11 protein-coding genes are annotated in these 12,004 nt (G+C 68.8%); 4 read left to right on the forward strand and 7 right to left on the reverse strand.

Going from position 1 to position 12,004, the window contains the following annotated elements:
- The gene (locus U5A56_RS10515; protein ID WP_044844495.1) at positions 1–663 is read right to left on the reverse strand and encodes a response regulator; all 663 of its coding nucleotides are present in this window, start codon (positions 661–663) and stop codon (positions 1–3) included.
- A 183-nt stretch (positions 664–846) separates the two neighbouring features.
- On the opposite strand from U5A56_RS10515, the gene dacB reads away from it, so the two are divergent.
- From dacB to U5A56_RS10530, 3 genes are all read left to right on the forward strand, one after another.
- Positions 847–2,382, forward strand: a complete 1,536-nt coding sequence (dacB, locus tag U5A56_RS10520) for a D-alanyl-D-alanine carboxypeptidase/D-alanyl-D-alanine-endopeptidase (RefSeq protein ID WP_321922151.1) — start codon at positions 847–849, stop codon at positions 2,380–2,382.
- Positions 2,383–2,823: 441 nt separating this feature from the next.
- Entirely contained in the window at positions 2,824–3,738 is a 915-nt protein-coding gene (locus tag U5A56_RS10525; RefSeq protein WP_321922153.1) for a sterol desaturase family protein, read from the forward strand.
- 95 nt (positions 3,739–3,833) lie between these two features.
- Positions 3,834–4,979: an SGNH/GDSL hydrolase family protein gene (locus U5A56_RS10530; RefSeq protein WP_321922155.1), complete on the forward strand. Its 1,146-nt coding sequence runs from the start codon at positions 3,834–3,836 to the stop codon at positions 4,977–4,979.
- Between the two features lie 91 nt (positions 4,980–5,070).
- Here U5A56_RS10530 and U5A56_RS10535 read toward each other — a convergent pair whose 3' ends face one another.
- From U5A56_RS10535 to pyk, 6 genes are all read right to left on the reverse strand, one after another.
- Complete coding sequence (locus U5A56_RS10535) at positions 5,071–6,099, reverse strand: L-threonylcarbamoyladenylate synthase (RefSeq protein ID WP_044844499.1); 1,029 nt, start codon at positions 6,097–6,099, stop codon at positions 5,071–5,073.
- An 11-nt stretch (positions 6,100–6,110) separates the two neighbouring features.
- Positions 6,111–7,304, reverse strand: a complete 1,194-nt coding sequence (locus U5A56_RS10540) for a 5-(carboxyamino)imidazole ribonucleotide synthase (RefSeq protein ID WP_044844500.1) — start codon at positions 7,302–7,304, stop codon at positions 6,111–6,113.
- A gap of 88 nt (positions 7,305–7,392) precedes the next feature.
- Positions 7,393–7,914, reverse strand: a complete 522-nt coding sequence (gene purE, locus U5A56_RS10545; RefSeq protein ID WP_044844501.1) for a 5-(carboxyamino)imidazole ribonucleotide mutase — start codon at positions 7,912–7,914, stop codon at positions 7,393–7,395.
- Positions 7,915–7,931: 17 nt separating this feature from the next.
- Positions 7,932–8,822, reverse strand: coding sequence for a phosphoribosylaminoimidazolesuccinocarboxamide synthase (locus tag U5A56_RS10550; RefSeq protein WP_321799213.1), 891 nt, complete (start codon positions 8,820–8,822; stop codon positions 7,932–7,934).
- Positions 8,823–9,053: 231 nt separating this feature from the next.
- The gene (gene fba / locus U5A56_RS10555) at positions 9,054–10,118 is read right to left on the reverse strand and encodes a class II fructose-bisphosphate aldolase (protein ID WP_044844503.1); all 1,065 of its coding nucleotides are present in this window, start codon (positions 10,116–10,118) and stop codon (positions 9,054–9,056) included.
- 312 nt (positions 10,119–10,430) lie between these two features.
- On the reverse strand, positions 10,431–11,867 hold the full coding sequence (gene pyk / locus U5A56_RS10560; RefSeq protein WP_044844504.1) for a pyruvate kinase: 1,437 nt from the start codon (positions 11,865–11,867) through the stop codon (positions 10,431–10,433).
- On the opposite strand from pyk, the gene U5A56_RS10565 reads away from it, so the two are divergent.
- Positions 11,866–11,994, forward strand: coding sequence for a hypothetical protein (locus U5A56_RS10565; RefSeq protein WP_257773798.1), 129 nt, complete (start codon positions 11,866–11,868; stop codon positions 11,992–11,994). The genes pyk and U5A56_RS10565 overlap by 2 nt on opposite strands.
- Positions 11,995–12,004: the final 10 nt, after the last annotated feature.

Genomic DNA, 12,004 nt, shown 5'->3' on the forward strand with positions numbered 1-12,004 from the left:
TCAGCTTTCCTTGACGACCATGTAGCCGAGCCCGCGCACGTTGCGGATCAGGTCCGAGCCGAGCTTCTTGCGCAGCGCGTGGATGTAGACCTCGACCGTGTTGCTGCCGATCTCCTCGCCCCAGCCGTACATCTTTTCCTCGAGCTGGCTTTTCGACAGCACCGCGCCGGGCCGCGCGAGCAGCGCCTCGAGCAGCGCGAACTCGCGCGCGGACAGCGCGACGGGCGCGCCGTCGAGCGTCACCTGGTGCGACGCGGGATCGAGCGTCAGCGCGCCGTGGCGGATCAGCGACTCGCTGCGCCCCGCCTGGCGGCGGATCAGCGCGCGCATCCGCGCGCCCAGTTCGTCGAGGTCGAACGGCTTGACGAGGTAGTCGTCGGCGCCCGCGTCGAGCCCCTTCACGCGATCGGCCACCGCATCGCGCGCGGTGACGATCAGCACCGGCAGCGACTGTCCGCGCGCACGCAGCGTGCGCAGCACGTCGATGCCGTCGCGCTTCGGCAGGCCGAGGTCGAGCAGCAGCAGGTCGTACGTCTCGCCGCCGAGCGCCGTGAGCGCGGCGTCGCCGTCCTGCACCCAGTCGACCGCGAAGCCGTCGGCGCGCAACGCCTTGCGTACGCCCTCGGCGATCATTCGATCGTCTTCAACAAGCAGAATCCGCATCGGAACCGGAACCCATCTGACGAGTAAGACATGGCGACCATTGTAGCGCCGCGAATCGCGTGCGCCGCCTGCAATGCAACAGAAAGGCGGATTGCAAGGGGTGCGTGCGCACTTGTCTCTACAATGTGCGCTCCGGCGCCGCGCGCGCCCTGCCCGAGCCCGATGCTTTTCCCGTATTCGCCCATGCCGATTTCCGATTTTTCCGCCCGGTTCGCCCCCCGCGCCCGCCCCTTCCTGCGGGCGGCCGCCGTCGTCGCCACCTGCACGGCCCTTGCGTTCGCACCGTCCGCGCAGGCCCGCAAGAAGTCCCACAAGGAAGCGCGCAAGACCGTCGTGGTGTCGCCCGCCGCGCGGGCGGCCGGCCTGCCGGCGTCCGTGCTCGTCGCACTGCAGCGCGCGAAGGTGCCGGCCTCGGCGATGAGCGTCGTCGTCGAGCGCGTCGGCGATCCCGAGCCGCTGATCGCGTGGAACGCGAGCCGGCCGATGATGCCGGCGTCGACGATGAAGCTCGTCACGACCTTCTCGGGGCTGTCGATCCTCGGCCCCGACTTCCGCTGGCGCACCACCGCGTATGCGGACGGCCCGGTCGATCCGGACGGCACGTTGCAGGGCAACCTCTACATCAAGGGCACCGGCGATCCGAAGCTCGTACCCGAGGAACTGATCGACCTCGTCGACAAGTTGCGCAAGGCCGGCATCAAGCGCGTGGCCGGCGGCCTCGTGCTCGACAAGAGCTATTTCGCCGCGTCGACGCGCGACCTGCCGTCGTTCGACGACGACGTGAGCGCGCCGTACAACGTCGGCCCCGATCCGCTGCTGTATGCGTTCAAGGCCGTGTCGTTCACGGTGACGCCGGGCGACGACGGCAAGATCGCCGTCGACGTGCTGCCGCCGCTCGCGAACCTGTCGATCGACAACCAGCTGGTCGAAGGCACCGGGTCGTGCGGCGCGGCGGCCGCGGCCGCGCGTCCGACGTTGTCGGCCGGCGGCGGCGGCATCATGACCGCCTCGTTCGCCGGCGACTATCCGCTGCGCTGCGGCGCGCACACCACGAACCTCGCGATCCTCGATCACACGACGTTCTTCGCACGCGGCTTCCTCGCGCTGTGGCAGCAGGACGGCGGCACGATCGCGGGCCCCGTCAGCGAAGGCAAGGTGCCGACCACCGCACGGCCGCTCGCGGTCCATCACAGCCCCGTGCTCGGCAGCATCGTCTACGACATCAACAAGTTCAGCAACAACGTGATGGCGCGCAACCTGTTCCTGACGATCGGCGCGGTCGCCGGCAAGCCGCCCGCGACGCCCGAGCAGTCGAGCCGCGCGATTCGCGCGTTCCTGCAGAAGAGCGGGATCGCGATGCCCGACCTCGACCTCGAGAACGGCTCGGGCCTGTCGCGCGAAGAACACGTGAGCGCGCAGTCGCTCGCCGCGCTGCTGCAGGCCGCGAACGCAAGCCCCGTCGCGCAGGCGTTCATCGATTCGCTGCCGATCGCCGGCATCGACGGCACGATGAAGAACCGTCTCACCAACGCGGGCGTGCTCGGCAACGCGCACATCAAGACCGGCACGCTGCGCGACGTGCGCGCGATCGCGGGCTACGTCGCGGGCGCCGACGGGCAGAGCTACATCGTCGTCAGCTTCATCAACGACGATCGCGCCGAAGGCGCGCGTGCCGCGCACGACACGCTGCTCGAATGGATCTACGCGGGCGCGCACTGACGACGCACGCGCCGCGACGCGGCGCACGCATGCCGCACTGCCGGCTTGAGTCGATCGCGGGCGGCGCCACATGTCGGGGCGCCCCGCACCCCGGGCGTTCTCGCCGCGCGGTTTGAAACGGTCCCGGCCGCCGGCGCGCCGCGCAGCGCCCGCCAGCCGTGCCCATGAAACGGGGCCGCACCGCGCGGCCCCGTTCCGCATGGCTTCCGTAGAAACCCAGTCCTCAAGAAAACGCCGGGCCGCCCCCAGGTTTTCCGCCCCGCAGGACGCCCCCTCGGCGGCCTGGCGCGAAGCGACCGGTTTGGGCCGCTCAGAGGGAACCCTCTACGCTGCCCCCTCGCCTAGCGCGTGCCGATTGCGTAGGCTGTTGGCCTGACCGATATCTACAACGGGCCATACGCCCGGCCTCACGGCTTGCAGGGGAAAGGAGGAGACACGTCCATGCGATTCGACGTCGAATTGCTTCTGCTCGCGCTGGCGCCCGTCTTCCTGCTCTGCATCGCGTGGGAGGCCTGGCACCTCGCCCGCACGCGCGCGCAGGATCATCTCTATGCGTGGCGCGACACGCTGTGCAATGCGGCGCTCGCGCTGATGCACCAGGCCGCCGACAAGCTCGCGTGGCTGTTCGTGATCCCCGTTTATGCGTACTGCTACGCACATTTCCGGCTGTTCACGTGGCACGACGGCTGGCTGTCGTTCGCCGTGCTGTTCGTCGGCCAGGATCTCCTCTACTACGGGTTCCATCGCGCGAGCCATCGCGTGCGCTGGCTGTGGGCCGCGCACGTCGTGCACCACTCGTCCGAGCGGATGAATTTCTCGACCGCGTTCCGGCAGAGCCTGATGTATCCCGTCGCGGGCATGTGGGCGTTCTGGCTGCCGCTCGCGTTCCTCGGCTTTCCGCCGCAGCAGATCGTCGGCGTCGTGCTGATCAACCTCGCGTTCCAGTTCTTCGTGCACACGCAGGCGATCGGCAAGCTCGGCTGGCTCGAATACGTGCTCAACACGCCGTCGATCCATCGCGCGCACCATGCACGCAACCCGCGCTACATCGACCGCAATTACGCAGGTGTGCTCGTGATCTGGGATCGCCTGTTCGGCAGCTACGTCGAGGAGTCGCCCGACGATCCGCCGCAATTCGGAATCGTCGAGCCGCTCGGCTCGAACAACCCGCTCGTCGCGACGTTTCACGAGTGGGTGTCGATGGCGGACGACGCGTTGCGCGTCCGTGGATGGCGCAACAAGCTGCGCGCGATTTTCGGCCCGCCCGAATGGGCGAGCGCTTATCATGCGCAGATCGCCGAGGCCGCAAACCACGATCCGCGCACCATGCCGCTCGCGGCCGTGCGCGACCAATAAACCGCTTCAGCCAACGGCCGCCGCGCAGCCAGTACCTGAGGAGACGCGCGGCAGATGAGAAATACATCGGGCCATATCTACGAGGAGATCGAACGATGCAGTCACAACGACAATTCCCGTCGCGCAACCGTCAACGCCTGCTGCGCACCGCGCAGGTCGCGATCGCGGGCGCCGCGCTCGCCCTGCTCGCCGCGTGCGGCGGCGGTGACGACAACAACAGCAGCAGCGCGTCGAACACACCGCCGTCCGGCGTGAAGATGCAGGTCGTGTCGTTCGGCGACAGCCTGTCGGACGCCGGCACCTACTCGCAGATCAAGCTCGGCTTCGGCGGCGGCCGCTTCACGACCAACCCCGGCCAGGTGTGGACCCAGGACGTCGCGCAGTACTACGGCGACACGCTGCAGCCCGCGAACCAGGGCGGCTTCGGCATTCCGCTGCAGGCGACGGGCGGCCTCGGCTATGCACAGGGCGGCTCGCGCGTGACGCTGCAGCCGGGCATCGGCCACGCGGACGCGAGCGTGCCGAACGCCGACTACGCGCAGGCGACCACGACGCCGATCGCCGATCAGGTCAAGCAGTACCTGACGCAGCACGGCAGCTTCAACGCCGGCCAGATCGTGCTGGTCAACGGCGGCGCGAACGACATCTTCTACCAGGCGCAGGTCGCGCAGGCGCAAGGCAACACGCCGGCCGCGCAACTCGCGGCGGCGCAGGCGATCGGCCTGGCCGCGCAGCAGCTCGGCGGGATCGTCCAGCAGATCGTCGCGGCGGGCGCGGCGCACGTGTACGTGTCGAACGTGCCGGACATCGGCGGCACACCGCTCGCGCTGCAGGGCGGCGCGCAGACGCAGGCCGCGTTCACGCAACTGTCGGGGCTGTTCAACCAGACGCTCGCCGGCACGCTGGCTGCGCTGAAGGTCGACACGACGAAGGTCGCGTTGCTCGACACGTTCACGTGGCAGGACGGCATCGCGGCCAACTACCAGGCGAACGGCTTCAGCGTGTCGAACACCGACACCGCGTGCAACCTGAAGGCGATGGTCGCCGCAGCGACGCAGTACGGCGTCGCGAACCCATCGGCATTCGGCCAGTCGCTGTTCTGCTCGCCGCAGACCTACACGACCGCCAACGCGGACCAGACCTACATGTTCGCCGACATGGTCCACCCGACGACGCGCCTGCACGCGCTGTTCGCACAGTTCGTGGAGAAGCAGATCGCGGCTTCGGGCGTCGGCAAATAAGCCGCCCGCCACGCGCGCAAACAAGAACGCCCGACCGGTTCGCCGGTCGGGCGTTATTTCATTCCGGAGCGGACGGCGTCGGAAAGCCGCGTCAGTCGCGCGCTTCGAACGCCGCGGCCGCACGACCGAGACGATCGTTGACCGCGATCCACTCGACGGTCTCGGGCAGCTTCTCGACGAGAATGCGGGCGACCTGCGCACGATCGAGCGCGCGCAGCATCCCGTACAGATCGCGCGCATACGCCTGCGGATCTTCCGGCGCCGCGACGAAATGCACGCCGTCGGCCTGCGCCCAGCGTCCCGCGCGCGACGCGCGCGCGACGAGCGCGACGCGTTCGCCGTCGGTCTGCGCGGCCGCGAGCAGCGGCTCGAGCGCGTCGAACGGCAGCAGCGCGAGCGGCGTGCGCGGCGCGTAATGCGCCTTCAGCGTGCCGGACGCACGCGGCGCGGTCGCATCGCTGCCGTCGGGCAGGCGCGGCGCGCGGCCGAGCACGTCGGCGATCTGCTGCGGCGTCACGTGGCCCGGGCGCAGCAGCGCCGGAAAGCCGCGCGACAGGTCGAGGATCGTCGATTCGATGCCGACTTCCGACGGACCGCCGTCGAGCACGTGCACGGTGTCGCCGAATTCTTCGCGCACATGTTGAGCGGTAGTCGGGCTCACGTGGCCGAAGCGGTTCGCGGACGGTGCGGCGACGCCGCCGTGGCCGCCGCGCCGCGCGCTGAACGCGGCCAGCAGCGCCTGCGCGACCGGATGCGACGGACAGCGCAGGCCGACCGAATCCTGGCCGCCGCTCACGGCATCCGGAATGCGCGCATGACGCTTCAGGATCAGCGTCAGCGGGCCCGGCCAGAATGCATCGATCAGCGCCTGCGCATCGGCCGGCAGGTCGTCGGCCCAGTAGCCCGGGTCGCCGCCGGGCGGCAGATGCACGATCACCGGATGGTTCGCCGGCCGCCCTTTCGCCGCATAGATGCGCGCGACGGCCTCGGGATTCGCCGCGTCGCCGCCGAGCCCGTACACGGTTTCGGTCGGGAATGCGACGAGTTGCCCCGCGTCGAGCAGCGCGGCAGCCGCGTCGATCTGCGCGGGCGTCACGGTGTTCGGGAGATCGATGGACATCGGCCGGTGCCTCAGTCGAGCGGCACGCGCAGCAGCTGCGCGCACGCGGTGGCCGCGGCAACCGCGTCGTCGCGCGTCTCGGCCGTGAAGTTCACGTGACCCATCTTGCGGCCGACGCGCGCTTCTTCCTTGCCGTACAGGTGCAGGTGCGCGGCCGGCATCGCGGCGACCGTGTCCCACGGCGGCGTGACGGCCTCGGCCGCACCGTTCGGGAACCACACGTCGCCGAGGATGTTCAGCATCGCCGCCGGCGAGTGCTGGCGCGGGTTGCCGAGCGGCATGCGCGTCATCGCGCGCACCTGCTGCTCGAACTGGCTCGTTGCGCACGCATCGACCGTGTAGTGGCCGGAGTTGTGCGGGCGCGGCGCCATTTCGTTCGCGACGAACGAGCCGTCTTCCAGCACGAAGAATTCGACGCACAGCACGCCGACGTAGCCGAGCGTATCGGCGATCCGCACGGCTGCCTGCTGCGCCTCCTCGACGCGCGCGGCATCGGCGGCCGGCGCCGGCACGACCGTCAGCGCGAGGATGCCGTTGTGATGCACGTTCTGCGCGAGCGGGAACGCGGCCGAGCGGCCGTCCGCGCCGCGCGCGATCAGCGCGGACACTTCGTATTTCAGCGGCAGGCGCTTCTCGAGCACGCACGGCACGCCGCCGAGCGACGCATGCGCGTCGCGCGCTTCCCGCGCGGTGCTCACGCGCACCTGGCCCTTGCCGTCGTAGCCGAGGCGCGCCGTCTTCAGGATGCCCGGCAGCACCGCGTCGAGCGCGGCATCGTCGAGCGCGGCGAGCGCCGCCGCCGATTCGATCACGACGTGCGGCGCGACCGGCACGCCCGACGCCTCGATGAAACGCTTCTCCGCGATCCGGTCCTGTGCGACCGCGACGCAGCGGCCGGCCGGCGCGACGAACGTCGTGCGCGCGAGGAAATCGAGGCTCGCGGCCGGCACGTTCTCGAATTCCGTCGACACGGCATCGCACAGTTCGGCCAGTTCGGCGAGCGCGGCTTCGTCATCGTAGGCCGCGCGCAGGTGACGGTCGGCGACCGCGCCGGCGGGGCTCGTCGGATCGGGATCCAGCACGGCGACGCGATAGCCCATCGACTGGGCGGCAAAGCAGAACATGCGGCCGAGCTGGCCGCCGCCGACCATGCCCAGCCACGCGCCGGGCAGGATCGGGGAAACGGAATCAGGAGTTGCGGTCATGTCAGTGGTCGGTCGCGGCGAGCAACGCCCGCCGCAGTGGGGAGGATCAGGCGGCCGCTGGCATCGCAGTGCGGCCGCCGGTGCGCCGTCACGCGAGCGGCGGCAGCACCATCGCGTGCGCGGCTTCGTTCTGGCGCACGCGGAACGCGGCGAGCCGGTTCGCGTAGTCGACCGAGTTGCCGGACAGGATCGACACCGCGAACAGCGCGGCATTCGCGGCGCCGGCCTCGCCGATCGCGAACGTCGCGACCGGCACGCCCTTCGGCATCTGCACGATCGAGTGCAGCGAATCGACGCCCTTCAGGTACTTGCTCGCGACCGGTACGCCGAGCACCGGCACCGTGGTTTTCGCGGCCAGCATGCCGGGCAGGTGCGCGGCACCGCCGGCGCCCGCGATGATCGCGCGCAGCCCGCGCTCGCGCGCCTTCTCCGCGTAGTCGAACATCTCGTCGGGCATCCGGTGCGCGGACACGACCTTCGCTTCGTACGGCACGCCGAATTCCTGCAGGATCGCGACCGCGTTCTTCATCACGTCCCAGTCGGAACTCGAACCCATCAGCACGCCGACGAGCGGCGCGCTGTGCGTGTGGGCAGTCTGGACTTCACTCATTTCGTGCGTTCCTTCGTTCAGGCGAGCGGCTGGCCGGTGATGCGCTCGAGCGCTTCCTGGTACTTCGCGGCCGTCTTCTCGACGACGTCGGCCGGCAGTGCCGGTGCCGGCGCGGTCTTGCCCCACGGCTGCGCCTCGAGCCAGTCGCGCACGAACTGCTTGTCGAACGACGGCGGGTTGGTGCCGACCTGGTACTGGTCGGCCGGCCAGAAGCGCGACGAATCGGCGGTCAGCACTTCGTCCATCAGGTACAGCTTGCCGTGGTTGTCGAGGCCGAATTCGAACTTCGTGTCGGCGATGATGATGCCGCGCGTCGCCGCGTAGTCGGCTGCTTCCTTGTACAGGCGGATCGAGATGTCGCGGATCGTCGCGGCCAGCTCGGTGCCGATGCGGCGCTCGGTTTCCTCGAACGTGATGTTCTCGTCGTGCTCGCCGAGCTCGGCCTTCGCGGCCGGCGTGAAGATCGGCTCGGGCAGCTTCTGCGCGTTCTGCAGGCCTTCCGGCAGCTTGACGCCGCACACGGCGCCCGACGCCTGGTATTCCTTCCAGCCGCTGCCGGCCAGGTAGCCGCGCACGACAGCCTCGATCATGATCGGCTCGAGGCGCTTGACGACCGCGGCGCGGCCCTTGACCTGCTCGACCTCGTCGGCCGCAACGACCGCTTCCGGCGCGTCGCCCGTCAGGTGGTTCGGCACGATGTGCGCGAGCTTGTCGAACCAGAAGTTCGCCATCTGGTTCAGCACGCGGCCCTTGTTCGGAATCGGCTCGCCCATGATCACGTCGAATGCCGACAGGCGGTCGGTCGTGACGATCAGGAGCTTGTCGTTGCCGACCGCGTAGTTGTCGCGGACCTTGCCGCGACCGAGGAGCGGCAGCGAGCGGAGCGTGGATTCGTAAAGGGTAGACATCGTCTTTTCGCAGATAAGGAGCCAAACAAAAAGGGAAACGCCGTTCCCCGCGGCAGGCGGGAACGGCGGTCTTGCAATGCGTCGGCGAACCGCCGGGAGATCACGCCCGTCGGTTGCCGGCCGGCCCTTGTTCGGCCGGACGGAACGGCTGCCGGAGCCGGATCCGATCCGGCCCCAAGGCAGTCAGCCCCGGCCCGGCGCGAAACCGGGCGGGGCAATCGTACTACAGTCTCAGCGCACGACCTGCGCGAGCGCGCCGGACTTGTACTGTTCGGCGATCTTGTCGAGCGACACCGGCTTGATCTTCGCGGCCTGGCCTTCGCAGCCGAACGCGAGGTAGCGGTCGACGCAGACCTGCTTCGCCGCTTCGCGCGCGGGCTTCAGGTAGTCGCGCGGATCGAACTTGCCCGGGTTCTCGAACAGGTAGCGGCGGATCGCGCCGGTGATCGCGAGACGCAGGTCGGTGTCGATGTTGATCTTGCGCACGCCGTGCTTGATGCCTTCCTGGATTTCCTCGACCGGCACGCCGTAGGTTTCCTTCATGTCGCCGCCGAATTCGCGGATCTCGGCCAGCAGTTCCTGCGGCACCGACGACGAACCGTGCATCACCAGGTGCGTGTTCGGGATGCGTGCGTGGATTTCCTTGATGCGCTGGATCGACAGGATGTCGCCCGTCGGCTTCTTCGAGAACTTGTACGCGCCGTGCGAGGTACCGATCGCGATCGCGAGTGCGTCGCACTGCGTGAGCTTCACGAAGTCGGCGGCCTGCTCCGGATCGGTCAGCAGCTGCTCGCGGGTCATCGTGCCTTCCGCGCCGTGGCCGTCTTCCTTGTCGCCCTTCATCGTCTCGAGCGAGCCGAGCACGCCGAGTTCGGCTTCGACCGTCACGCCGATCGAGTGCGCCATCTCGACGACCTTGCGCGACACGTCGACGTTGTATTCGTACGAGGCGACCGTCTTGCCGTCGGCTTCGAGCGAACCGTCCATCATCACGCTGGTGAAACCGCTGCGGATCGCGGCCGTACAGACGGCCGGCGACTGGCCGTGATCCTGGTGCATCACGACCGGGATGTGCGGATACGACTCGACCGCCGCTTCGATCAGGTGGCGCAGGAACGGCTCGCCCGCGTACTTACGCGCACCGGCCGATGCCTGCATGATCACGGGCGCGCCGACCTGGTCCGCTGCCGCCATGATCGCCTGGACCTGCTCCAGGTTGTTCACGTTGAAGGCCGGCAGGCCGTAACCGTGCTCTGCCGCGTGGTCCAGCAATTGACGCATTGATACGAGAGGCATTGTGGAACTCCTTGGAATGAAAACCGGTGCGCCCTGACGCCGGCGCGGCGCTCGCTCCCCGTCGAATCCGGGGCGGCACGGCGCGGCTGAGCGTCGAATAGCCGCATTTTATCGCGAAGCGCCTCCGATTCCGACCGCCCGGTGGCGCGTACTCGCATTTTGTTACCTTCGCACGGCACAATGCGGGCAAAAAACAGAAAAAAAGCCGCGCGGGGCATCGGACCCCGCGCGGCTTTCGTCGAATAAACGGTGCCCGATCAGTTCGGGCGGCCGTCGGACCGGTCGGCGGACCGGCCCGGTGCATGCCGGCGCTCAATAATGTTCGCCGACCCGCACGATCTTCAGCGTGTTGGTGCCGCCCGCCTGCCCCATCGGCTCGCCGACGGTCAGCACGACCATGTCGCCGTGCTGCACGTAGCCCTGCTTGACGACGATCTCGAGCGCCGCCTGCAGCGCCGAGTCGCGATCGCTGTTGAAGTCGACGTGCAGCGGCGTCACGTTGCGGTACAGCGCCATCGTGCGCTCGCTGCCGACGCGCGGCGTCAGCGCGAAGATCGGCACGTGCGTGTAGTGACGCGACATCCACAGCGCGGTCGCGCCCGATTCGGTCAGCGCGACGATCGCCTTCGCACCCAGGTGATAGGCGGTAAACAACGCGCCCATCGCGATCGACTGGTCGATCCGCGTGAACGTGCGGTCGAGGAAATCCTTGTCGAGTTCGACGTGTTCCGACTTTTCCGCCTCGACGCACACGGCCGCCATCGTCTCGATCGTGACGACCGGGTACTTGCCGGCGGCCGTCTCGGCCGACAGCATCACCGCGTCGGTGCCGTCGAGCACCGCGTTCGCGACGTCCGACACTTCCGCGCGGGTCGGCACGGGCGCGTGGATCATCGATTCCATCATCTGCGTCGCGGTGATCACGAGCTTGTTCGACTCGCGCGCCATCCGGATCATGCGCTTCTGCAGCGCCGGCACGGCTGCGTTGCCGACTTCCACCGCGAGGTCGCCGCGCGCGACCATGATGCCGTCGGACGCGTCGAGGATGCTCTGCAGCGCCGGAATCGCCTCCGCGCGCTCGATCTTCGCGATCATCTTCGGCTTGATGCCGTACGGCGCGCCCGCGATGTTCGCGAGCTGGCGCGCCATTTCCATGTCAGTCGCGTTCTTCGGGAACGACACCGCGACGAGATCCGCGCCGAGCGACATCGCCGTGCGGATGTCTTCCATGTCCTTCGCGGTCAGCGCGGGCGCCGACAGGCCGCCGCCCTGGCGGTTGATCCCCTTGTTGTTCGACAGCTCGCCGCCCACCTTGACGATCGTGTGAATCTCGTCGCCGAGCACGCGCTCGACGGTCAGCACGATCAGGCCGTCGTTCAGCAGCAGCAGGTCGCCCGGCTTCAGGTCGCGCGGCAGTTCCTTGTAGTCGAGGCCGACCCGCTCGTCGTTACCGAGCTCGCAGCCCGCGTCGAGGATGAAGGCCTGGCCCGGCACGAGCGTCGTCTTGCCGTTCTCGAACTTGCCGACGCGGATCTTCGGGCCCTGGAGGTCGGCCATGATCGCGATCTCGCGGCCGACCCTGCGGGCGGCCTCGCGCACCATCTCGGCGCGCTGGCGGTGATCGTCGGCCGTGCCGTGCGAAAAATTGAGCCGCACGACGTCGAGGCCCGCCTGCATCATCTGCAGCAGAATCTCCGGCGAACTGGAAGCCGGGCCGATCGTGGCGACTATCTTGGTGGCGCGCTGCATGAAACTCCTCATCTGGATCAAGGTGGATGCGCTGGGTGAAACGCTGCGAGAGCCGGAATCGGCGAGCCCAGCGGCGGCCGTTCCGGGGGGCGTGCCGGTGCTTGCGCCCGGCATCGCTTTGTTCTGAATCTCGTGGT

It is taken from the genome of Burkholderia sp. BCC1998 (genome assembly GCF_905339875.1).
GTDB lineage: Bacteria > Pseudomonadota > Gammaproteobacteria > Burkholderiales > Burkholderiaceae > Burkholderia.